Annotated in this window: 20 protein-coding genes; 11 read left to right on the top strand and 9 right to left on the bottom strand. The window is 43.0% G+C overall.

Annotated elements, in window-relative coordinates:
• Window positions 1-372: 372 nt before the first annotated feature.
• From KXD93_RS15860 to bshA, 3 genes are all read left to right on the top strand, one after another.
• Entirely contained in the window at window positions 373-2004 is a 1632-nt protein-coding gene (locus KXD93_RS15860) for an amidohydrolase (protein WP_258138198.1), read from the top strand.
• Window positions 1991-3811 carry a serine hydrolase domain-containing protein gene (locus tag KXD93_RS15855; RefSeq protein ID WP_258138197.1) on the top strand — a complete coding sequence of 607 codons (1821 nt, stop codon included), beginning with the start codon at window positions 1991-1993 and terminating at the stop codon, window positions 3809-3811. The genes KXD93_RS15860 and KXD93_RS15855 overlap by 14 nt, the downstream gene beginning before the upstream one ends.
• A 233-nt stretch (window positions 3812-4044) precedes the next feature.
• Entirely contained in the window at window positions 4045-5184 is a 1140-nt protein-coding gene (bshA, locus tag KXD93_RS15850; protein ID WP_258138196.1) for an N-acetyl-alpha-D-glucosaminyl L-malate synthase BshA, read from the top strand.
• Between the two features lie 350 nt (window positions 5185-5534).
• On the opposite strand, the gene KXD93_RS15845 is transcribed toward bshA, so the two are convergent.
• Together KXD93_RS15845 and KXD93_RS15840 are read right to left on the bottom strand one after the other, a co-directional pair.
• Complete coding sequence (locus tag KXD93_RS15845; protein ID WP_258138195.1) at window positions 5535-6671, bottom strand: lactonase family protein; 1137 nt, start codon at window positions 6669-6671, stop codon at window positions 5535-5537.
• A gap of 325 nt (window positions 6672-6996) precedes the next feature.
• Window positions 6997-8484 (bottom strand): pseudouridine synthase, encoded by a 1488-nt coding sequence (locus KXD93_RS15840; protein WP_258138193.1) that lies wholly within the window; start codon window positions 8482-8484, stop codon window positions 6997-6999.
• 235 nt (window positions 8485-8719) lie between these two features.
• On the opposite strand from KXD93_RS15840, the gene KXD93_RS15835 reads away from it, so the two are divergent.
• From KXD93_RS15835 to KXD93_RS15815, 5 genes are all read left to right on the top strand, one after another.
• Window positions 8720-9532, top strand: a complete 813-nt coding sequence (locus tag KXD93_RS15835) for a lytic transglycosylase domain-containing protein (RefSeq protein WP_258138192.1) — start codon at window positions 8720-8722, stop codon at window positions 9530-9532.
• A 262-nt stretch (window positions 9533-9794) separates the two neighbouring features.
• The gene (gene uvrA / locus KXD93_RS15830; protein ID WP_258138190.1) at window positions 9795-12641 is read left to right on the top strand and encodes an excinuclease ABC subunit UvrA; all 2847 of its coding nucleotides are present in this window, start codon (window positions 9795-9797) and stop codon (window positions 12639-12641) included.
• Window positions 12642-12701: 60 nt separating this feature from the next.
• On the top strand, window positions 12702-12956 hold the full coding sequence (locus KXD93_RS15825) for a type II toxin-antitoxin system Phd/YefM family antitoxin (protein ID WP_258138189.1): 255 nt from the start codon (window positions 12702-12704) through the stop codon (window positions 12954-12956).
• A complete protein-coding gene (locus KXD93_RS15820; protein ID WP_258138187.1) occupies window positions 12953-13207 on the top strand; it encodes a Txe/YoeB family addiction module toxin in 255 nt (84 codons plus the stop codon). The genes KXD93_RS15825 and KXD93_RS15820 overlap by 4 nt, the downstream gene beginning before the upstream one ends.
• A gap of 39 nt (window positions 13208-13246) precedes the next feature.
• The gene (locus KXD93_RS15815) at window positions 13247-14752 is read left to right on the top strand and encodes an NAD(P)H-hydrate dehydratase (protein ID WP_258138186.1); all 1506 of its coding nucleotides are present in this window, start codon (window positions 13247-13249) and stop codon (window positions 14750-14752) included.
• 379 nt (window positions 14753-15131) lie between these two features.
• Here KXD93_RS15815 and KXD93_RS15810 read toward each other — a convergent pair whose 3' ends face one another.
• The 6 genes from KXD93_RS15810 to KXD93_RS15785 all read right to left on the bottom strand — a co-directional run bounded on the left by KXD93_RS15810 (window position 15132) and on the right by KXD93_RS15785 (window position 19446).
• A complete protein-coding gene (locus tag KXD93_RS15810; RefSeq protein WP_258138185.1) occupies window positions 15132-15962 on the bottom strand; it encodes an anti-sigma factor in 831 nt (276 codons plus the stop codon).
• Between the two features lie 8 nt (window positions 15963-15970).
• Window positions 15971-16522, bottom strand: coding sequence for an RNA polymerase sigma factor (locus tag KXD93_RS15805; protein WP_258138184.1), 552 nt, complete (start codon window positions 16520-16522; stop codon window positions 15971-15973).
• 27 nt (window positions 16523-16549) lie between these two features.
• Window positions 16550-17431, bottom strand: coding sequence for a lipoyl synthase (lipA, locus tag KXD93_RS15800; protein ID WP_258138183.1), 882 nt, complete (start codon window positions 17429-17431; stop codon window positions 16550-16552).
• A 174-nt stretch (window positions 17432-17605) separates the two neighbouring features.
• Complete coding sequence (gene ytxJ, locus KXD93_RS15795) at window positions 17606-17935, bottom strand: bacillithiol system redox-active protein YtxJ (protein ID WP_258138182.1); 330 nt, start codon at window positions 17933-17935, stop codon at window positions 17606-17608.
• 234 nt (window positions 17936-18169) lie between these two features.
• Window positions 18170-18664: a 6,7-dimethyl-8-ribityllumazine synthase gene (gene ribH, locus KXD93_RS15790; protein WP_258138181.1), complete on the bottom strand. Its 495-nt coding sequence runs from the start codon at window positions 18662-18664 to the stop codon at window positions 18170-18172.
• Window positions 18665-18768: 104 nt separating this feature from the next.
• Entirely contained in the window at window positions 18769-19446 is a 678-nt protein-coding gene (locus KXD93_RS15785; RefSeq protein WP_258138180.1) for a tetratricopeptide repeat protein, read from the bottom strand.
• Window positions 19447-19633: 187 nt separating this feature from the next.
• Here KXD93_RS15785 and recF point away from each other — a divergent pair, with 187 nt between their 5' ends.
• Window positions 19634-20734: a DNA replication/repair protein RecF gene (gene recF, locus KXD93_RS15780; RefSeq protein ID WP_258138179.1), complete on the top strand. Its 1101-nt coding sequence runs from the start codon at window positions 19634-19636 to the stop codon at window positions 20732-20734.
• Complete coding sequence (locus KXD93_RS15775) at window positions 20727-21017, top strand: DciA family protein (protein ID WP_258138178.1); 291 nt, start codon at window positions 20727-20729, stop codon at window positions 21015-21017. The genes recF and KXD93_RS15775 overlap by 8 nt, the downstream gene beginning before the upstream one ends.
• Before the next feature lie 324 nt (window positions 21018-21341).
• Here KXD93_RS15775 and KXD93_RS15770 read toward each other — a convergent pair whose 3' ends face one another.
• Window positions 21342-21758: a nucleoside-diphosphate kinase gene (locus KXD93_RS15770; RefSeq protein WP_258138177.1), complete on the bottom strand. Its 417-nt coding sequence runs from the start codon at window positions 21756-21758 to the stop codon at window positions 21342-21344.
• Window positions 21759-22008: 250 nt separating this feature from the next.
• Between KXD93_RS15770 and KXD93_RS15765 the strand changes: the two genes are divergently transcribed.
• Window positions 22009-23019 (top strand): DHH family phosphoesterase, encoded by a 1011-nt coding sequence (locus KXD93_RS15765; RefSeq protein ID WP_258138176.1) that lies wholly within the window; start codon window positions 22009-22011, stop codon window positions 23017-23019.
• The last annotated feature ends 1 nt before the right edge of the window (window position 23020 follow it).

The following is a 23020-nucleotide window of genomic DNA, read 5'->3' as shown; positions in this document are numbered from 1 at the left end:
AAATTCCCTCCTCCGCCAGGTAGCGGATCAATTCCGCCGCTAAATTAATTATTTGATGGCATAAGTTTGTTGTTGCAGCGTGATTAATGTATGTATATGCAAGGCGCAGAGTTGACTCACCCGACATTGCTTCGCTCGTCGACCTCTCTGCCGCAAGCGGCAAAGAGGTAAAGAAAAAAATATAAATACTTCTCTTCCCTCTTTCCGCGCAAGCGAAGAGAGGGAGGTCCAGCGTAGCGTCGACCGGGTGAGTCCACTCAACGCGCGATATTCCATTCAATCCCCAAATTAATTATTTCCCCGCATAACTTTATGTATTTGAATTTGTATATAGTTTTGTAGTTTACAACTTTTATTAATTAACGTATCCCTATGAAGAGATTATGGCCCGTTCTGTTGCTGTTTACCATGGCATGCAAACAAAAGGAATACAACGCCGACCTGCTGGTAAAGAACGCACTAGTGTACACTGTCGACAGTAAATTTGATACAGCCGAAGCTTTTGTTGTTGTTGCCGGGAAGATCGTTGCTGTTGGTCGCGCCGATTCTTTACAGGAAAAATATAATGCCAAACAGGTAATAGATGCCGGCGGTAAAACCGTTTATCCCGGTTTTATCGATGCCCATGCACATTTTTATGAATACGGACTTGGTCTGCAGGAAGCCGCTCTCGAAAAAACGCAGAGCTGGCAGGAAGTGGTGGACTCTGTATTATCCTTTTCACGGAAGAACCCTGAGGGCTGGATTGTTGGCCGCGGCTGGGATCAGAATAAATGGAAGGTAAAGGAGTTCCCAAACAAGGCCAAGCTGGATTCCCTTTTCCCTGCCCGCCCCGTGATACTTAGCCGAATTGACGGTCATGCCATTATGGTTAACCAGGCGGCACTGAATATTGCCGGCGTTAAACCGGGCCAAACCATAATTGGCGGCACCATCGAAACTATAAACGGTAAGCTCACCGGGCTGATGATAGATAATGCGCAGGGCATAATCACCCGCAAGATCCCGCCGCCGACGGATACAATAACGCGGGCTGCTTTTTTAGATGCACAGAAAAACTGCTTCGCGGTTGGCTTAACAACAGTTGACGACTGTGGCCTGCCTTATACCATGGTGAATACCATTGCCCAAATGCAGCATAAAGGCGATCTGAAAATGAGGATGTATGTAATGCTGTCTGATCAGCCGGAAAACTACGAATACTTGTTTAAACGTGGCGCTTATAAAACGCCTTCGCTTGATGTGCGTGCGTTTAAGGTTTATGCTGATGGCGCGCTCGGTTCAAGAGGGGCATGCCTGTTGCAGCCATATGATGATAAAAAAGACTGGCGCGGATTTTTACTGAGCCAGCAGGCCCATTTTGCAGAAGTTGCAAAAAAAATATACGACCACGGCTTCCAGATGTGTACCCACGCCATAGGCGACTCTGCAAACCGGGTGATGTTAAAGATTTATGCGGCTGCGCTGAAAGGTAAGAACGACCGCCGCTGGCGCATTGAACATTCGCAGATCGTATCGCCAGAGGATGTTAAATACTTTGGCGACTATAACATTGTGCCATCTGTACAGCCAACTCATGCCACATCAGATATGTATTGGGCCGGGGCAAGGCTGGGTAAGGCGCGTTTAAAAACAGCCTATGCCTATAAAAACCTGCTTGATCAAAACGGCTGGATACCACTTGGTACCGATTTTCCGGTGGAGAACATCAACCCAATGTATACGTTTTATGCCGCTGTTGAACGCAAGGATTTAAAAGGATTCCCCGAAAAAGGTTTCCAAATGGAAAACGCGCTTAGCCGTAAGGAAGCATTGCAGGGCATGACCATTTGGGCAGCCAAAGCAAATTTTGAGGAAAAGGAAAAAGGCAGCATTGAGCCGGGCAAGTTTGCTGATTTTGTGATCCTTGATGATGACATCATGAAGGCAAAGGGATCGGTACTGCCAAACATTAAGGTTTTAAAAACGATTGTAAACGGAGAACAGGTCTATGCAAAGAAATAAGTGGCGTTTGCTACCTTCAATAATTTTAACAGGATTTATACTATTTAATTCAGCCTGCGCACAAAATCCCCCATTTTCTGGCTTATCATATGTTGCAGAAGAAAAGCTGTCTGAGCAATCAACCGTGCTGCTTAACGATGCATCGTATTTAGTGCCATTGCAAAACCTGGATGAGCTTAGGATTGCCAGTGTGCATTTTACCAATACCTATGCAACCGGGTTTGATAGTTTGCTGAATAAGTATGCTAAGGTTGCTGTTTATAAGGGAAGTGATTATTCCGGCGCGAAGAGTTTGGATGACCTGTCGTCTGATCTTAAATTCTATAATACCCTGATCATCCAGCTTAATGATGGCGACCTGAATAACCCGCTTATCCTCGACTTTATCAATACTAATCAAAAGGTAAAAAATGTGGTGGTGGCTTTGTTTGGCAGTGGGGTATCACTGGCAAAGCTGAGTAACACAGCTGTGCCCGTGATCTGGTGCGAACGGGTTTCGCCGGTTTCTGCATTTTATAGTGCACAGGCTGTATTCGGAGGTGTTGCCATTACACAGAAAATTAAAAAGGAGATTTCGGCTCAATATCGAACGGGCATGGGTTTTATTACTGCAAAAACCCGCTTACAATATACTGTGCCAGAGGCTGCGGGTATTAGTGCTGCTAACCTTGCCGGGATTGATAATATTGCTAACGAAGCCATGATGGAGCAGGCTACGCCGGGTTGCGTTGTATTGGTGGCAAAGGACGGTAAGGTGATATTTAATAAAGCTTATGGATACCACACCTACAGCAAAACAATCCCCGATAAAATAACTGACATTTTTGATATTGCCTCCATGACCAAGATCTCGGCAACCACTATGGAAGCCATGATGCTGGTTGACCAGGGTAAATTAAATATCGACTCAACCGTGGGTAACTACCTCCCGATGGCGCGCAAAACCAATAAGAACGATATTAAGGTTCGGGAAGTTTTGGAACACCAGGCCGGGTTGATCCCCGATATCCCAACATTTGAAAAGATCAGGCCAACAGACCACACCACGGATTCTTCAGCCGCGTTCCCAACTAAGGTAAACGAGAATTATTATTTGCGGAAAGACTATTTCAAGGATGTGATGTGGACTGAGATGTTGAACTCGCCATTAAGGACGCGCGGGCAATACGTTTACAGCGACCTGAGTATGTGCTTTATGCAGCAAATTGAGGAAACGCTTACGGCAACACCGTTAAACCTTTTTGTTCAGCAGGAGTTTTATGAGCCTTTAGGGATGCAAACCGCCGGATTTTTACCGCTTTATCGCTTTAAGCCGGAGCAGATCCCACCAACTGAAGATGATAAAAAAGACCGCCATGCCTTGCTGGATGGTTATGTACACGATCCTACCGCGGCATTGATGGGCGGTGTTGCCGGTCACGCCGGTTTATTCGCCAGTGCAAATGACCTGGCGATCCTTTACCAAATGATGCTGAACCGCGGGACCTATGGCGGTGCATTGTATATTAAACCCGCAACTGTAGATCTGTTTACGGCTAAACAATCTGCCGTGAGTCGCCGTGGATTAGGTTTCGACAGGTGGGACCCTTTGCGCGATCATAATTATCCTTCAAAACTGGCATCCGATCAAACCTACGGGCATACCGGTTTTACCGGCACATGCGTTTGGGTTGATCCGAAATCTAACCTGGTTTATATCTTCCTGTCAAACAGGGTGCATCCCAATGTTGGCAGTAAATTATCCAGCCTGAACATCAGGCCAAGGATCCAGGATGTGGTTTACCAGGCGATACAGAAGGGTATGTAGTGTCTGAATCAGAATTTACAGAATTAGTGAATTAACAGAATGCAATGCAGCATCTTGCAATTTTAAAATTCTGTAAATTCTGATTCAGACAAAATTCCGAAATTCCCATCAATCATTTTACATCCGCATAACACTATTCCCATAAATTGCTGTTAAACTTGTAGTAGTGAATTAGGTTGGCTAAAAATGTATTTTTGGCTTACACCAAGTTCAGCATCACTTAAACAGCATCAATGAAAATTGGAATAGTTTGTTACCCAACGTTTGGTGGGAGCGGCGTTGTTGCCACCGAATTGGGTAAGGCCCTGGCCGATCGCGGTCACCAGGTGCATTTTGTAACCTATAACCAGCCTGCAAGGCTGGATCTTTTCTCCGAAAATCTTTTTTATCACGAAGTTTCCGTATCCAATTACCCGCTTTTTGATTTTCCGCCCTATGAGCTGGCGCTTGCAAGCAGGCTGGTTGATGTGGTTAGGTTCGAAAAGCTCGATATCCTGCATGTACATTACGCCATTCCCCATGCTTCGGCGGCGTTTATGGCAAAGCAAATCCTGATGACCTACGGTATTTATATCCCGGTAGTTACCACACTGCATGGTACCGATATTACGCTGGTTGGCAAGGACCGTACATTTAAACCGGTGGTTACCTTCTCCATCAATAAATCCGACGGCGTTACTGCAGTTTCGGAACATTTAAGGTCAGATACCTATAAGTTTTTCGAGATTGAAAATGATATAAAGGTAATCCCTAATTTTATCGACCTGAAAAGGTTTAACCTGAAAACCCGGGATCATTTTAAGAAGGCAATCGCGCCTTTTGGCGAAAAGATCATCGTTCATACTTCCAACTTTCGCAAGGTAAAACGCACTGCCGATGTGGTAAAGATCTTCGCCAATATCGTAAAACACATCCCGTCGAAACTGTTGATGGTAGGTGATGGTGTTGAACGCTCATACTGCGAACAATTGTGCCGCGATCTTGGTGTTTGGAATGATGTTCGCTTTTTAGGCAAGCAGGATGCCGTGGAAGAGATCCTTTCCGTATCCGACTTGTTCCTGATGCCATCTGAATCTGAGAGTTTTGGTTTGGCAGCTTTGGAGGCTATGGCCTGTAAGGTGCCGGTCATCAGTTCAAACGCCGGCGGTTTGCCTGAACTTAATGTTGACGGCGAAACCGGGTTTTTAAAGGATCCGGGCGACATTGAGGGCATGGCAGAAAAATCGATCTATATTTTGGAGGACGAAGAAAGATTGGCAACGTTCAAGGAAAACGCCCTTGCCCGCGCCAAAGTGTTCGACCTGGCCAACATTCTGCCGATATATGAAAATTATTATGTAGAGGTATTGGAGCGGGCTAAGGAGAAAGCGTGAGTGCGGGAGGTTAAAGCTGAAAGGTAACCCCATTTTGTCATTGCGAGCGACAGCGCGGCAATCGCGAACTTTGCATTTACGTCTTACAAGTTCTACACCGTTCTAACCGCTCTGTAGAGTTTGCGATTGCTTCGTTCCTACCCATGACAAGTTATATTCAGCTTGGGGTGGGGTGTCACACTGAGGCACTCGAAGTGCGACGTGCGCAGTGGCCAATCCGCGTGCTAAGCAGGGTGCAGAGGCCTTTGCCCGCGTCGTGGTTCGACAAGCTCACCATGACATCCCACCCTTGTCATTTCCTCCTCGCAATCCAGCGGATTTTACAACTCGCAATGACATGTAGGCGAGGATTACTCCGCCGCAGTAAATTTCAAACAAACAGGGTTCCCGATTTCAATATGCAATCCTATCATTGTTAATTTTCCTGTAGTTTTATCTATCCTGTAGGTAAAAATACTATCACTATCCTGGTTGGCGACTAATAAAAAACTGCCGGTTGGGTCGATAGCAAAATCGCGCGGGTTTTTGCCAATTGTTGGCACCTGTTGAACCTGGGTAAGCTCGCCTGTTAACTCGTCTATAGCAAATACTGTAATATTATTGGTTTCCAAACGGTTTGATGCGTATAGGAATTTGCCATCGGGTGAAAGCTTGACAGCTGCCCCTGCAGTTTTCCCTGTAAAGCCTGCCGGTAAAAAGGAAGCCGTTTGCTTTTCCTTCAGCTTGCCGCCGTCGTAGTCAAACACATGAATATTCGAGCCCATTTCGGTAAGCAGGTAAACGTGTTTTTTGTCGTTCGAAAACACCAGGTGCCTTGGGCCATCGCCTGGTTTTATACTTACGAAGGGAGGTTTTACGCCGGTTAGCGGGCTATCCTTACCCGGTTTGTACCGGGTAACATTCAGCTTGTCGGTACCAAGGTCGGTATAGAGCACATATTTTTCATCAGGCGAAAGCACGGCAGTATGTACGTGCGCCGACTCTTGTCTTTCCTTATCTACACCATGTCCGTCATCGTGTATGGTTTGAACACAAGCGGCCAATGATCCGTCTTTATTTATAGGCAGCACCGCAATTGTGCCGCTGCTGTAATTGGCAACAAAAGCACTTTTCTGATCCTTATCAACAGAAATATAGCAAGGATCGGCGCCAAGGGATGATTGTTTATTGATAAACTCCAATTTGCCCTGCTTTGCATCAAATTTAAATGCACTTACTTCGCCATTCTTTCCATTTTCATTTACCGCGTAAACAAACTTGTTGTTGTTGGCAACAGTAAGATAAGATGGATTGCTCACGTCATCAATCTCGTTCAAATAGGCCGTTCTGCCTGATTCCGGGTAAAAACGGTACACGTAAATGCCCTTGCTTTTGCCTTTGGTATAGGTGCCGATCAATAGATCAAAGGAAGTTGGTCCGGTTTTCTTTTTTTGCGCATAAATAAGCGCAGGGAATAGCAGTGAAATTAATACCAGGAATTTTTTCATTGTATAGACGAATTGGTAATTGGATGCAATATAGTGATAAGAGGTTAGTTAATTAGAGATTAGTTTTTTATTGGAGAGCCTGGCAATGGTTAAACCTTAAATAAAATGACCCTTACAGCGCTACACGGGCCATTTTTATTTACAAAGGACAGAACCTAATCTCTAATTAACTAACCTCTAGTCAACCAAATATTAGAGATTAGTTTTTTATTGGAGAGCCTGACTGCGATTAGATATGAAATAAAAACGCCCCTGCAATGTTTGCAAGGGCGTTGTTTTATACTACAGACAAGAACTAATCTCTAATTAACTAGTCTCTAATCAACTAAATAAGATGCTTCAACTGGATCACTTCCTTTTCTTCCAAAAAGCGCCACCTTCCGCGGGGAAGGTCTTTTTTGGTAAGGTTGGCGTATACAGCCCTGTCAAGCTTTACCACTTCGTAGCCTAAGCTTTCAAATATGCGGCGTACAATACGGTTTTTACCGCTATGGATCTGGATACCTACCTCACGTTTTGAACCGCCTGCAACGTAGGAGATAGAATCAGGCTTGATTAACCCATCTTCCAATTCCAAACCAAAGCCGATCTTGTTCATATCGCCTTGCGTTAAGCTCTTGTTCAGCTCAACCTGGTATAATTTAACAATGCTGTTGCGTGGGTGTGAAAGCTTGTCGGCAAGGTCGCCGTCATTGGTCATCAACAATAAACCCGTTGTATTCCTGTCTAAACGACCAACGGGATAAATGCGTTCCTTGCTGGCTTTTTCAACCAGGTGCATTACGGTACGGCGTTCCTGCGGGTCTTCAGTAGTCGTTATATAATCCTTTGGCTTATTTAACAATACATAAACCATTTTTTCGCGTTTCAACAACTCACCATTATAGCGGATCTCATCCTTAAATGGATCAACCTTGTGGCCAAGCTCGTTGATCACGGTGCCGTTTACAGATACTACGCCTGCTGCAATCAGCTCATCAGCCTTACGGCGGGAGCAGATGCCTGCATTTGAAATGTAGCGGTTAAGCCTGATGAGGCCGGTATCTTTAGGTTCCGGGCTGTTCTTGCGGCCGCGTAAGGTTTTTACGGGTGCATCACGGTCCGGAGTTATTTTATCGTATTTTGATTTACGCTGTGGCTTATCAGCATCGTAAGGCCTGTCGCTGGCTGGTCTTTTAAAACCTGCGCCTGTTGCTGGCCTGTCGCTGAATTTTTTATCAGTTGTTCTTTCGCCGCCAAAGCTTCTTTTAGGTTTGTCCTCGGCATTAAATGAGCCGGTTGATTTTCCACGGGATGCAAAAGGTTTTTTATCACCTGCTCCTGCACCACCGAAGTTTCTTTTGGGTCTGTCGTCAGCATCAAATGATCCTGTTGATTTGCGCGATGTAAATGGTTTTTTGTCTCCGCCACCAAAGCTTTTGCCTGGTCTTGGATCATTGTCGGCTACTCTGCCGGTATATGGCCTGCCTTTAGGAGCGAATGCTTTTTTCTCGCCGGATGATTCACCATCTGACGGACGGCCGCTATATGGCCTGCTTTTTCCGCTGAATGCTTTCTTCTCGCCAGGGCCGCCGCTGAAGCTGCTGGCAGGCTTATCATAGCTACTTTTTCCGGGCGATGAAAAAGATCTTTTTTCGCCGGGAGCTTCGCTGTTATATTTTTTTGATGGTCGGGAGCTTTTGGTTTGATCGGAACCTGTAGAATTTCCTCTTGTTGAGGGTGATCTTTTTGGCTTGTCACCGGCCTTTGGAGCCCTGTTTGATGATCTGCCGGATTTGTCGTCGCGACTGTTCCCTGGTCTGTTAAATGCCATAATTTTTTTGTTTGCGCTTTCGCAGCGTGAGGGTCAAAGTTAGGGTTTTTTGAGTGATTTTTATAATTTTTTTACAATGAACAAAATCGCCGTTTAAACGTTTTAAACCAAGTTTTTGAACCGAAAACCAAGGTGTTAAAAACGTGCCGCAGAGGTAAGTATTTGATAATCTGACTTATATAAGTTACCTTTGCAGCACATTCTACCAAATGTGTAATTTATGGATAAAAAAGAAATGACTAAGAGACACTTAATTACGTGCTCCGTAATAGTGTTGCTGGTTATCATTTCAGCGATCAATATTTGTGGAACAAAGGCCGTGCCAACCGCAAATATTCGCAACGAAAAGGCTCCTTTACCGGTTGCAAAAACGGTAAAATTAAGCCCGCGCATCTCGACATTTATTTACAAAAGCAATGAGGTTGTAAATGAATACAGTTTCGCCAATGAGGCGGTACCGGTTAGGGATGCAGGTGTAACCCGCAAGTTGAAGCGTTCGCTTCAGATGCATAGTTTTAAATGCGTTCAATCGAATATTCTGCAAAGCAAGGCAGAAAAATTATTCCCTATTATTGAGCCGATCCTAAAAGCCTACGGAATTCCCGACGACTTTAAATACATTCCCCTGGTGGAATCAGGTTTATGCGAAGGTACATCTCCGAGGGGTGCAAGAGGGCTTTGGCAGTTTATGCCGGGCACCGCGCGTACCTATGGACTTAAAGTGGGACATGGAATTGATGAGCGGCTGAATATTCGCAAATCTACCGGTGCGGCTTGTAAGTACATCAAGGAGTTATATGTTGAGTTTAACAGCTGGACATTGGCCGCTGCTGCTTACAACAACGGATCGATAAAACTCGCGAAGAGCATCAATAGGCAGAACGAGGATAATTATTTCCGGATGCATTTGAACCGTGAAACCGGTAATTATGTATACAACCTGATTGCTATGAAGGCCATCATCACACAGCCGAAAAAGTACGGCTACGACTATTACGCAATAAAAGATTTAAGCAGCGGATCATTTGAACTGCTGGCAGTTAACTAACAAGCGGATTTTTATCCGCCTAAGGTAAATTTATATTACGGAGCACTTTGAGGCCGATCTTCCGGAGGGAGATCGGCCTTTTTTTGCGTATATTTGCGGGGAAATAGTTAGTGAATTATTGAATTAGCGATTTAGTGAATTTGCCTTTATTGTATTTAAATAAATTGTCTGTCTGCTAGCTCATTTTGTTGATTTAATGGATTAGCGACTCGGTTATTTTCAATCACTAATTCACTAAATCACTAAATCACCAATTGAAAATATGAACAAAACATCCATCGACCTGGGCGAGCAAAACGAAGTTGAAGTATACGGGGCCAGGGTACATAATTTAAAAAATATCGATGTTTCATTTCCGCGCAACCAGCTGGTGGTAATTACCGGCCTGAGCGGTAGCGGGAAATCTTCTTTGGCATTTGATACTATTTACGCCGAAGGGCAGCGCCGTTACATGGAGACGTTTTCGGCTTACTCCCGTCAGTTTATGGGAGGGATGGAGCGTCCGGATGTAGATAAAGTATCGGGCCTTAGCCCGGTGATTGCTATCGAACAAAAAACTACCAGCAAAAACCCAAGGTCGACAGTTGGGACGATAACCGAGATCTATGATTTTATGCGTTTGCTTTTTGCGCGTACAGGAGAGGCTTACTCATATGTGAGCGGCGAGAAGATGGAGCGCATGTCTGAAGACCAGATCCTGAAAACTATTACGGAGAAATTTGACGGGCAACCGGTAAATATCCTTGCGCCTGTGGTAAAAGCGAGGAAGGGGCATTATCGTGAGCTTTTTGAGCAGATCCGCAAGCAGGGCTACCTCAAAGTTTGGATTGATGGTGCAATGGCGGACGTGGAACCAAAAATGCAGCTGGACAGGTATAAGATCCATGATATTGATATTGTTGTAGACCGTTTGGTGATCAGTGAAGACAATACCAAACGTTTGTATACATCCATACAAGCGGCCTTAAAAATTGCAAAGGGAATCATCCGGATAGGGGATAAGGATAATAATGTAGCCTATTACAGCAAGTATTTGATGGACCCGATCTCGGGTATCTCATACGATGAGCCACAGCCAAATACATTTTCATTTAACTCGCCCTACGGCGCCTGCGAAAAATGTAACGGGTTAGGGTATATTTTTGAGGTTGATGAGGCGTCGGTTATTCCAAATCCTAAGCTAAGTATTTTGAATGGTGGTTTAGCGCCAATTGGTGAGTACCGCGAAACCTGGATCTTCCAGGTGTTAAAGGCGCTGGCCAAAAAATATGAATTTTCTTTGTCAACCCCTATAGAAAAACTTTCACGCGATCATATCGATATCATCCTTAACGGATCGACAGAAATGATCACTGTTGCGGTTGAGTACAATAAATGGAACGTGCAAAGCTACCAGGTATCGTTCGACGGGATTATCCGAATGCTGGAGGAGCAGCAGGAACGGAGGAGCGAGGAAGGCATGGACGATATGGAAAACTATCGCGTGCTCAGAACCTGCCCCACCTGTGATGGCGCCCGTTTGAAAAAGGAATCGCTGCATTTTAAGGTTGATGATAAAAATATTTTCGAACTGGCCTGTATGGACATCCGTACGCTACAGGAATGGTTTGCCAATTTGGAAGACCGCCTCACCGAACGTCAGAACGTTATCGCAAAGGAGATCCTGAAGGAGATCCGCGCAAGGATAGTTTTCCTGTTAGATGTTGGCCTGAACTACCTAACGCTTGATCGCACTGCGAAAACGTTATCAGGCGGTGAGGCGCAGCGCATCAGGCTGGCTACGCAGATTGGGTCGCAGTTAATGAACGTAATGTATATCCTGGATGAGCCAAGTATCGGTTTGCACCAGCGTGATAACGAACGTTTAATTAATGCCCTTAAAAACCTGCGTGATCTCGGCAATACCGTATTGGTAGTTGAACACGATAAGGATATGATATTACATGCCGACCATGTGATCGATATGGGCCCGGCAGCAGGTGTACACGGCGGCCAGATAGTTGCACAAGGCACACCTGAAGAATTGATGAAGGCGCATACGCTTACCACATCCTATATAAACGGTGAGCGTGAAATTGCCATCCCTGAAACAAGGCGCGAGGGTAATGGAAAAACATTGAGTCTCAAGAAGGCTACGGGTCATAATTTGAAAAAGGTGTCGGTTGATTTCCCTTTGGGTAAATTGATAGGCATCACCGGCGTATCCGGCAGCGGTAAATCAAGCTTAATTACTGAAACACTTTACCCAGTTTTAAACCATCATTTTTTTAGGGCTAAAAAGCACCCGCTTCCTTACGAAAAAATAGAGGGGCTGGAGCATATAGATAAGGTGATCGAGATAGATCAAACGCCTATCGGCCGTACGCCGCGCTCGAACCCTGCGACTTATACAGGCGTGTTTTCTGATATCCGTAATTTATACGTACAGCTACCCGAATCAAGGATCAGGGGATATAAACCCGGCCGTTTTTCGTTTAACGTAAAGGGGGGGCGTTGCGAAACCTGCCAGGGTGCCGGATTGAAGGTTATAGAAATGAACTTTTTGCCCGATGTACAGGTGCCTTGCGAAGAATGCGGCGGCAGAAGGTACAACCGGGAAACGCTGGAAGTACGTTATCGTGGCAAATCAATCAGCGATGTGCTGGACATGAGCATTGAGGATGCTACGCCATTTTTTGAGCATATTCCTGCCATCTACCGTAAGGTAAAAACACTGTTTGATGTGGGCTTGGGTTATATTACTTTGGGGCAGTCGTCAACTACATTGTCCGGCGGTGAGGCACAGCGTGTTAAGCTGGCTTCGGAGCTTTCCAAAAAAGACACCGGCAATACATTTTATATCCTTGATGAGCCGACAACGGGATTGCATTTTGAGGACATTAATGTGCTGCTTGGCGTACTGCAACAATTGGTTGATAAAGGCAACACGGTATTGGTAATTGAACACAACCTGGATGTAATTAAGGTGGTGGATCATGTGATTGATCTTGGTCCAGAAGGTGGTTCAGGTGGCGGCAAGATCCTGTTCAGCGGTACACCTGAAGGTTTGTGCAAGGTTAAGGAAAGCTTTACCGGGCAATTTCTGAAAAAGGAAATGGGAGTGAAATAACATGTACAGAAAGTTGTACATATTAAATTCGTTTTATACCTTTATTGAAAATCGATAGTAATGCAGGTTACCACTTACACAAATTTTCGCCAACAATTAAAGTCATACCTGGATAAGGTAAGAAATAATCACACTCCTCTTTTTGTTACTAGTGCTAATGGGGAAGACGTGGTTGTACTTTCAAAGTCCGATTATGAAAGTATGGAGGAGACCTTTTATTTGCTTAAAAGTCCGAAGAATGCTGCTAGATTGCTAAAAAGCCTTGAGGATTATGAAAATGGGCTAGGTAAAGAAAGAAAGCTTATCGAAGAATGAAGATAGTTTTTCTTGATCAGGCCTGGGAAGACTATCTATACTGGCAAAACACTGATAAGGCAACATTAAACAAAGTCAATTCATTATTAAAAGAAATCGAGCGGATTCCATTTGAGGGGAGTGGAAAACCGGAACCCCTAAAACACAATTTTGCCGGCTGGTGGTCACGGCGGATAAATCTCGAACATAGGCTGGTATATAAAATTGATGATAATGCTATTGTTATACTACAATGCAGATATCATTATTAATTCTCCAAACAAAACCAAACAATCGTAACTTTAGCTTATATGTTACCATTGTTAACTTCTCCCCAAATTCGCGAAGGCGACGCCTATACTATAGCCAATGAGCCCATAAGTTCTGTTGATTTAATGGAACGTGCGTCAAAGGCTTTTGTCGGCTGGTTTGTGAATCATTTCCCGGATAAAAAGAAGGCCATCAGCGTTTATTGCGGCACCGGCAACAACGGCGGCGACGGACTGGCTATTGCCAGGATGCTGAATGAGCATCAATACAAATCGATAAATGTTAAGGTTGCCCGTTTTTCGGACAAGGCGTCTGATGATTTTAATACGAATTTTGACAGGCTGCAGCAAACCACAATTTCGCTTACAGAAATAAAACCGGGGGAAGGCTTACCGCCGGAAAGTAGCCCAATAATCATTGATGCCCTGCTCGGTAGCGGGTTGAACAAGCCACTTGAAGGCGATTATAAACGGTTGGTTAATTATCTAAACAGTTTAAAGACTACAATAGTAGCCGTTGATGTGCCGACAGGCTTTTTCTCCGAGGGAGAAATACAACCGGATGCCATTATTATAAAGGCAGATTTGGTGATCACATTTCAACAGCCCAAGATCAATTTTTTACTCCCGGATTCGACGCCTTATATCGATTGCTGGGAGGTAGTTAACATAGGTATTGATGAAAAATTTGTGCGCTCGTTAAATTCACCATACCAGGCTGTCGAGGAAAAGGATATTCGTAAATTGTTAAAGCCAAGGCATAAGTTCAGCAATAAAGGTACTTATGGTCATGCCCTTATAGTGGCGGGACAGGAAGAAACCATGGGAGCGGCCTTGCTAAGCGCTGCTGCCTGTGCTTATGCTGGCTCGGGATTAACTACAGCCTGCGTGCCTAAAAGTGGATTGACGGCTTTGAACAGCTACATGCCGGAGCTGATGGCTATGGTGCGCAACGGAGCAGAAGTGCCGGTTATTGAATGGGATAAATTTAGTTCGATAGGAATTGGCCCGGGTTTAGGAAAGCAGGAAGATGCGCTGGCTTTGTTTGCCGATGTTTTAACAAACTATGAGAAACCCATCGTAATTGATGCAGATGCGCTTAACCTGCTTGCAACGCATGGGGAACTCTGGAGCGAAATTCCCCCCAATAGTATTTTAACTCCTCACATGAAGGAGTTTGATCGGCTGTTTGGCGATCATGCCAATTGGTGGAGCCGCATTCAAACCGGACTTGTTAAGGCTAAGGAACTCGGGCTTTATATCCTGCTAAAAAATGACTATACAATAATAATAACACCCACCGGTAAGGTGTATTTTAATACCACCAGCAATGCCGCCATGGCAACAGGTGGCATGGGCGATGTACTTACCGGGATAATCACTTCTTTATTGGCTCAAAAATATTCTTCGGAGGAAGCCTGTATAATAGGCGCTTATGTACATGGTAAAGCTGGCGACGAGCTGGCCCTGCCAAACAGGTTGAATGTGGTGATGCCCGCACAATTGGCCGCGCGTTTGCCGGCAACAATGGCAAAATTAATGGCATAAAAAAAGGTTGTAAGTATCGTACAACCTTTTTTAACTATTAACTGATCTTATAAAGAACAAAATACTCAATGGGGCGATTGTAAACACTTTTTTTGACATCATTTTATTGATAGCAAAAGCCGTATTCAAATTTTATATCTATAAGACGTTTGGACTATTTGTTTAGTTACAAAAAACAGTAAAAATTTATTCAGCGACTTTGGTAGATGTAAAATTAGCTGAACAACAACTTGGTTTGCAGATTGTTTTAAGAAAATAATTTTTTTTGGAGTTGATTAAGTTGGAATGGGTTAGATTAAGTTTACTAAGTTCGTATTGCGGGGATGACCAAGTTTTTAAAACTCAATCAACCTAATCAACTTATTCTAACTTAATCAACCTAAAACTTACCCAATACCATCATCTCATCCATGGTAGGGTTAACGCTTCCGCCGCGCGGCTCGAGGGTTACAGCAAAGGCATCCGTTTTTACTGCAGCTATCTCCTTCATCTCTTTCATGTCGGTAGAATCAGGATTTGCATCAAAAACACCAAGATCAACAGGCTTTCCGGCAACAATGGCCCAAAGCTGGTATTGGTGAGCCTTATCATTCAATGGCATTTTTAAGCTTGCCATATCAATCATTACCTTTTTCTTTGCGGGGCTCCATGCAATAGTAACAGCGGCGCCTGCAGGTGCATGTGCTGTTGCATTTAACTTGAGGAACTTAAAGGAAGTATCGCGAAGGATACCTAATTCGCCTTCCACAAAATTTACCCTGTTGGCAATATGTTGGTTATTTGATTGCAAAATAGCTATTTGCGTATTTGACTCCTGTAGTTTATTATATAAATTCATCAAAGCTATGCCGCTTGCTATTAATAAGGCAAGGCAAGCTGCAAATGCGTATTTATAAAAATTGTTTGGCTTTTGCGTTGGCAGCGCAACAACGTTGTTTACAACTGGTTCGTTTTTCGCATCAAAATTACGGTCATCGCCGAAATTTGTAAGTATGCTGTTTAGCACCCTGCTACGCAATTGTTCTGAAGGCTCAACTGCATTATGTTCAGCATATTGCTCCATCGAGCGCTCAATATCGTCCAGTTCAGCCTTTATCACCGGATGATTAGCAGCCATAGTCTCCACTTGCAACTTTTCTTCCGGGGTAATATCCCCAAGAACATAAAGTTCCAAAATGCCCGATTCTATATATGCCTTAATATCTTCCACTTTCCCCTTCAATTAAAATGTTTTCTGAGTTGGAGTATAGCCATCCTAAGCCGTGTTTTAATGGTGCCAAGCGGTACGCCCAATTCATCGGCGGCCTCCACGTGGGTATATCCCTTAAAATACACGAGATCAAGAATCGACTTCTGTTCAGGCTTTAGTGTTTCTACTAACTCCTTAATACCCAATAGCTCAGGTTTGTAAACCGTGTTTCTTTGTTCGTCTATGAAAGTTACGTTATTTTCGAGTTCCTGGTTTTTATTTTGATTCTTAAAATCCTTCGATCTTAATTTATCTATGGCCAGGTTGCGCGCAATATTCACCATCCAGGTGAACAAACGGCCTTTTTCGGTGCTATAGCTCGAAAACGAATGCCAGATCTTTACGAAGGTTTCCTGCAGCACATCTTCGGCGGCGGCCGTATCAGTTATTATACGGGAGATAACGCCATATAAAGATGACGAATACATATCGTACAACGCCTCGATAGCGATTTTTTCACGATTCCTTAGTGCAAGCACCAATTCCTCTTCCGATAGCGATATTTTTCGTTTCTTACTCAATTCGGGTTCAAGATATGAAATGTATCATCAAATTTCAAACAGGTGTTTCTCTGCATGATAAGAAGACCGAACAAGCGGTCCGCTTTCTACATACCTGAAACCCTTATCTAACCCAAATTGTTTGTATCTGTCAAATTGATCCGGATGGATCCAGTCTATTACCGGGTGATGATTACGCGTAGGCTGCAAATACTGTCCTAAAGTAAGGATCTGTACGCCCGCTTCCAATAAATCGTCCATGGCTTCCAACACGTCAGCTTCTGTTTCGCCCAAACCCAGCATGATGCCTGATTTGGTACGAAGTCCTGCCTGTGATACATGCCTTAAACAGTCAAGACTGCGATCATATTTAGCCTGGATACGTACTTCCTTTGTCAGGCGTCTTACCGTTTCCAGGTTGTGTGAAACAACTTCGGGCCTGGTTTCCAATACGCGGGCAAGGTTTTCCCAGTTTCCTCTGAAATCGGGCAATAAAGTTTCCAGGGTGGTGTCAGGGCTTTCCCGGCGAATAGCATTTATGGTTTCAGCCCAGATTATGGAACCACCATCCTTAAGGTCATCACGGTCGACTGAGGTAATAACGCAATGCTTAACCTGCATCAGCTTCACTGAATTTGCGACGCGGTTTGGCTCATCGGTATCAACTGCCAATGGGCGCCCGGTAGCAACGGCACAAAATGAGCAGGAACGTGTGCAAATATTGCCTAATATCATAAAGGTGGCAGTACCCGCACCCCAGCATTCGCCCATGTTAGGGCAATTACCGCTTTCGCAAATGGTGTGCAGCTTATGCTCATCAACCAAACCACGAACATGTGCGTATTCTTTTCCGATAGGAAGCTTCACCCTAAGCCAATCAGGCTTACGCTGGGCCTGGCTTGCAGCAGGAACAACCGGCAATTCAATCATGATACAAAAGTATGTAAAAAGTCCGAGAGTCGGGAAAGTCCGAAAGTCGGAAAGAAAGAGTTTACACTAATTACAGATAAAATAAAAGAGCTTCAAGTTGTTGGATCGAAATCGATGGAAAAACTCGAAATTCCTCAAAATATAAACGCTTTATAGCTTTTAAAATCTTTCGGACTACCCAATCACTGACATCGCCTCATCAACAGAAACCTCGCCATGCGAAAGATCAAGCACACATTCGCCGTCTTTTATTACCAGCATTTGAGGGGATTCGTGATGAACGATAAAATCTGAAGCGATCTGGTTGGAGAGATCGCGGTATTTTATAAGATCGAGAAAATATAGGGGGATGTTATTGGGAAGTTTATCCCAATCCAATTCGAAGCGTTTTTTCACCATCATACTGATGGAGCAACGGGTGCTGTGTTTAAATATTAAACTATACCCTTCCTGTCCTTTTATAGCATTAATTTGCTCTGCCGACTCCAGCGATGTCCAATTCATAAAATTTATAAGGATTATTGCCCAATTAAAATACAAAACAACACAAAACCTGTTGTGGTTTTAGGCAATTATTAAAAAATGACATTTAACTGTTAGCGCCCGCTTTTAGGGTAAGAGCCATAAGCCGGGCACAGTTTGTTGGAGCATGAAGCCATGCTGCCTAATACTAAAGCGATAAGAGCGATGTAAATTACTTTCTTCATGTTTTTATTCGTCTTAGTTCTTTTACGAAAATTAGCCGTTTAATGTTTCTGCAAGATAAGCCATTTTTATGGCAGTTACAGCACCTTCAACACCTTTATTTCCATGTTTGCCTCCCGCACGCTCAACAGCCTGCTGCTGGTTGTCGGTAGTTAATACACCAAATATAACTGGTTTTGAGTATTTTATTGCAACATTACTTAAGCCATTAGCTACAGCATTGCAAATAAAATCGAAATGCCTGGTTTCGCCCTGTATAACACAGCCAAGGCAAATAACTGCATCCAGTTTACTGTTTTTTAATAATAAATCAGCGCCAGACGTTAATTCAAAGCTGCCCGGGACAGGATATACATGAATGTTTTCTTTTAATGCGCCGTGTTCCAGCAGGCTGTCAAATGCCCCCTGGTATAAGGCATTTGTAATATTGGGGTTCCACTCGGCAACAACTATCCCAAAATGGTATGGTGCGGCCGATGGTACTTCTGTTTCAGAAAAATCAGATAAGTTTTTAAGACTGGTAGCCATGTTGTATTTCGGATTTCGAATTTTCTATTTCGGAGTTAGAACGATCCGGATGTTCAATTTCGAATTCAAATAAATCCGAAATCGAACATCCGACTTCCGAAATTCTAAAGTTTCGCTTCAGTACGTGCTATAAATGCGTCGATGCTTTGTGCTTCGGTACTTTCAGGATAGTCGCTTTTTATTTTTTTGTAAGTATCGTCAGCGTCCTTGTTATTGTTCTGTGCTTCGTAAACTAAGCCAAGCTTTTTAAGGTACAGCGGAGTCAAAAATTTATTGTTTGCTTTGTCAGCAGCTTTTTTGAAATAGGTTGATGCTTTATCGAAGTCCTTCAATTCAACGTATGCATCAGCAGTACCGCCAAGCGCTTCTGCTGCAACCATGCCGTCGTTTCCGCGATAGTTTGTTAAATTATCGATAGCTTTTTGAAATTCGCCTTTGTTTAAGTAAGCAATACCTAAATAGAAATAGGCAAGATTAGCAGCTTTTGTGTTGCCGTAATCAGAAATGATCTTTTCAAAACCAGGGTAGCTGTCATAACCTTTGATAGCCTTGTCCCACTCTTTTTTAGCCCAGTAATCCTGTGCAACATGCATTTGGTTGGAAGCTTTAACTTCCTGCGGGGCTATATAAAATTTTTGATAGGCAACATAAGCAATAATCATTATTACTATAGCACCTACTATAAATATTAGACTCTTTTGGTTCTCGCGAACAAACTTACCGGTTTGCCCAAAATTCTTTTCTTGCACTACTACCTTGGTATTCGCCTGGGTTTTTGACATTTCTTCTCTAAAATTAAGTTTGCAAAAATACAGTTTTCAAAATTTTTATCAATACCTTTTAAATTAAATATTTATGGGCACGGCTAGAGACTAGTTAATTAGAGATTAGGCCCTTGCAATACGAAAATAAACGCATTTTAAACTAATCTCTGATCTCTAATCGCTAATCACTAACTTTACCCGTTCTATGTATCTAAAGCAGTTATCGGTCATCAACTTTAAAAATTATGCAGAAGCAGGGTTAACCTTTAGCGAGGGCGTGAATGTTTTTACCGGTAATAATGGCGCCGGCAAAACCAATTTGCTTGATGCTATTTATTACCTGTCGTTATGTAAAAGCTATTTTAACCCGATAGACAGTCAGCAGATTAAACAGGCAACTGATTTTTTTATAATAACCGGCAATTTTAACCGGGATGGTAAAATTGAACACATAGCCTGCTCGGTAAAGCGTAACCAGAAAAAGCAATTTAAGCGTAATAAGAAGGATTATACCCGGCTTGCAGATCATATTGGCCTGCTGCCTTTGGTAATGGTATCGCCTTACGATATCAGCATTATTATTGAGGGAAGCGATGAGCGGCGTAAGTTTATCGATAATGTGATCTCACAAACCGATAATGTGTACCTCGACGAATTGCTGGTATATAATAAGGTATTGGCTAACCGAAATGCACTGCTAAAGCAAATAGCTGATACGGGGCGTTACGACCCCGGATTAATGGAAGTACTCGATGAACAGTTAACGCTTTCGGGGAATCGCATTTTTGAGAAGCGTAAGCTTTTTATGGAGCGCTTTACCGAAATATTTAACAAGCACTACCGGTTTTTAAGTGAGGATGCTGAGCAGGTGGAAATGGTATATGAATCGCAGTTACTGCAAAATAATCTCGCCTCTTTATTGAAGAAAAACATAGAGAAGGACAGGGTACTCGAACGCACCAATGCCGGTATCCATAAGGACGACCTGGTATTTGCCATTCATGGTATGCCGATGAAAAAGTTTGGCTCGCAGGGGCAGCAAAAATCCTTCCTGATAGCATTAAAACTGGCGCAGTATAGTTTCCTTGATCAGCAGAATAAATTTAAGCCCATTTTGCTGCTTGATGATATTTTTGATAAGCTGGACGATCAGCGCGTTACCAAACTAATGCAAATGATATCAAACCACGATTTTGGCCAGGTATTTATTACTGATACTAGTGAAGGGCGGGTTAGGGGTATATTTGATAATATAGGTGTAGCAATTACGCTGTTTAAAGTAAAGGGGGGAGAAATAGATGCGTAAGGCAAATGATAAATCATTAAAGGAAGCTATTGAGCAAATGCTTAATGTTTACAAGATCAAACGGAAGTTTGATGAAACATCAATAGTGGCCCATTGGCCCGAGTTGGTTGGTAAACCCATGGCAAACCGTACAAAGGAATTATTTATCCACGATAAAAAACTGTTCCTGCGCGTTGAATCGTCCGTTATAAAAAACGAGTTGATGATGATGCGTACGCAAATAATAGATAAGATAAATGACGAAGCTAAGGGAATACTGGTTGAGGAAATTATTTTCCTCTAGTCCACCTTGGGAAAAACGATCTGAAGTTTAAATCATCGCTCATTCTTGAGAACGCAAGGATAAATAATCCCGGAAGAATAAAAGCGAGTTGCGCTTCGGGGTGGGTTCTATAAAGTAATATAGTGCCCGAAACCAAAACGATTATAAGTAGTAAATACAATATATATTTAAGCAGTAATCTCATAATTTTAGTTCCAGTTTACAATTAAAGGGGGCTTCTGCAAGAATACACTTCTGCAAAATCTCAATAAAAATAGAGACTTATTTTCAAAAAACAAAATAACAGGATGTTTTTATTAATAAAACATCCTGTTAACTAGTAAATTAGAACTTTTCTAATGCCGAAAAAAAGAAGCTGCCTTCAATTTGGGCGTTTTCGTCAGAGTCTGATCCGTGAACAGCATTTGCACCAATTGATTCGGCAAACAGCTGGCGGATGGTTCCTGGTTCGGCTTTTGAAGGATCTGTAGCACCTATCAATTTACGGAAATCTTCAACTGCATTATCCTTTTCAAGAATGGCAGCCACTATTGGTCCTGATGACATGAAGCGTACCAGTTCGCCGTAAAAAGGGCGTTCCTTGTGAACTTCGTAAAATTTTCCGGCGGTTTGCTCAGTCAATGCGATGTATTTCATGGCATTGATTTTAAAGCCCGCCTTAATAATCTGATCTAAAATTGCTCCGATATGCCCGTTTGCAACAGCATCAGGCTTAATCATGGTGAATGTTTTATTACTCATCTGTGTGTTTTGCTTTTATGTATTTTTAGCAGTTCGTGGCCCATAGTTGATGGTTCATGGCAGCTGTGGTAGTTTGATAACTTACGAAGTATTACGACTTCCGGCTATGAACTATGAACCATCGGCTATGAACCATTGCCATTTTCCCGCAAAAGTAGCTTTTTACAATTGAAACATAAAGGTTTTGCTTTAAATTAAGATTTTGTATTTGATTTATTTATTTAGCTTTGCAACTCTTTTTTAAAAACGGATGTTAGATACAGACTCGCTTATAAAACTTTTAGCGCAGCCACAAAAAATAGTAATTACTACCCATCATAAGCCTGATGGTGATGCTATGGGCTCGTCTTTGGGTTTGTATCATTATCTTATCCAGCAGGGGCATCATGTTAAGGTTATTACTCCTACCGATTATCCTGAATTTTTGTTTTGGCTGCCCGGTAATGGCGAGGTCATCATTTATACTGAAAATGTTACTCAATCAGCGGAACTGATTGCTAATGCCGATATTATATTTTGCCTCGACTTTAATGCCTTAAACCGCATCAATGAAATGGGTGAGCTGGTGGGCGCGAGCAGCGCGTTTAAAGTAATGATAGACCATCACCTGGAACCACAGGATTTTGATGATTATCGCTATTGGGATATTAACGCATGTGCTACTGCCCAATTGATCTATACATTCATCACCGAAGAACTTCACAACAAGAAGTTTATTAATAAGGATGTTGCCACCTGTTTGTATACAGGGATCATGACAGATTCTGCTTCGTTCTCGTTACCTAAAACAACATCAGGCGTTCACCGGATAATTGCCGACCTGATTGATGCAGGCGCTGTAAACTGGCAAATTCATGAGCTGATGTACAAAAACTCGTCAGAAAATCGTTTACGTTTTTTAGGTATTTGCCTTACTGAACGATTAGAAGTGCTTTATGAATATAATACTGCTATAATTGCAGTGCCGAAGGCCGACCTGGAAAAATATGATGTTATTACTGGCGATACCGAAGGCATTGTAAATTATGCGCTGTCAATTGCAGGAATTAAGCTGGCGGCTTTTATTGTTGAACGGAACGATAAGGTAAAATTGTCGTTACGGTCGAAAGGGGAATTTCCGGCGAATGAAATCTGTAAAAAATATTTCGAGGGTGGCGGACATCGCAATGCTGCCGGCGGGGTATCAACAGATAGCCTTGAACAAGTTGTAAACCAATTTAAATTAATATTACCTGAGTATAAAAAACTATTAATGCAATAAA

The organism is Mucilaginibacter phenanthrenivorans (genome assembly GCF_024721155.1).
In the GTDB taxonomy this organism is placed as follows: domain Bacteria; phylum Bacteroidota; class Bacteroidia; order Sphingobacteriales; family Sphingobacteriaceae; genus Mucilaginibacter; species Mucilaginibacter phenanthrenivorans.
The sequence above is the reverse complement of the archived record's forward strand: the minus strand, read 5'-3'. Positions and strand labels throughout refer to the sequence as shown.

Bases quoted from the DNA above. Each gene is read 5' to 3' on its own strand.
- KXD93_RS15860 (WP_258138198.1), top strand. From the start codon at position 373: ATGAAGAGATTATGGCCCGTTCTGTTGCTGTTTACCATGGCATGCAAA.
- KXD93_RS15855 (WP_258138197.1), top strand. From the start codon at position 1,991: ATGCAAAGAAATAAGTGGCGTTTGCTACCTTCAATAATTTTAACAGGA.
- bshA (WP_258138196.1), top strand. From the start codon at position 4,045: ATGAAAATTGGAATAGTTTGTTACCCAACGTTTGGTGGGAGCGGCGTT.
- KXD93_RS15845 (WP_258138195.1), bottom strand. From the start codon at position 6,671: ATGAAAAAATTCCTGGTATTAATTTCACTGCTATTCCCTGCGCTTATT.
- KXD93_RS15840 (WP_258138193.1), bottom strand. From the start codon at position 8,484: ATGGCATTTAACAGACCAGGGAACAGTCGCGACGACAAATCCGGCAGA.
- KXD93_RS15835 (WP_258138192.1), top strand. From the start codon at position 8,720: ATGACTAAGAGACACTTAATTACGTGCTCCGTAATAGTGTTGCTGGTT.
- uvrA (WP_258138190.1), top strand. From the start codon at position 9,795: ATGAACAAAACATCCATCGACCTGGGCGAGCAAAACGAAGTTGAAGTA.
- KXD93_RS15825 (WP_258138189.1), top strand. From the start codon at position 12,702: ATGCAGGTTACCACTTACACAAATTTTCGCCAACAATTAAAGTCATAC.
- KXD93_RS15820 (WP_258138187.1), top strand. From the start codon at position 12,953: ATGAAGATAGTTTTTCTTGATCAGGCCTGGGAAGACTATCTATACTGG.
- KXD93_RS15815 (WP_258138186.1), top strand. From the start codon at position 13,247: ATGTTACCATTGTTAACTTCTCCCCAAATTCGCGAAGGCGACGCCTAT.
- lipA (WP_258138183.1), bottom strand. From the start codon at position 17,431: ATGATTGAATTGCCGGTTGTTCCTGCTGCAAGCCAGGCCCAGCGTAAG.
- ytxJ (WP_258138182.1), bottom strand. From the start codon at position 17,935: ATGAATTGGACATCGCTGGAGTCGGCAGAGCAAATTAATGCTATAAAA.
- ribH (WP_258138181.1), bottom strand. From the start codon at position 18,664: ATGGCTACCAGTCTTAAAAACTTATCTGATTTTTCTGAAACAGAAGTA.
- KXD93_RS15785 (WP_258138180.1), bottom strand. From the start codon at position 19,446: ATGTCAAAAACCCAGGCGAATACCAAGGTAGTAGTGCAAGAAAAGAAT.
- recF (WP_258138179.1), top strand. From the start codon at position 19,634: ATGTATCTAAAGCAGTTATCGGTCATCAACTTTAAAAATTATGCAGAA.
- KXD93_RS15775 (WP_258138178.1), top strand. From the start codon at position 20,727: ATGCGTAAGGCAAATGATAAATCATTAAAGGAAGCTATTGAGCAAATG.
- KXD93_RS15770 (WP_258138177.1), bottom strand. From the start codon at position 21,758: ATGAGTAATAAAACATTCACCATGATTAAGCCTGATGCTGTTGCAAAC.
- KXD93_RS15765 (WP_258138176.1), top strand. From the start codon at position 22,009: ATGTTAGATACAGACTCGCTTATAAAACTTTTAGCGCAGCCACAAAAA.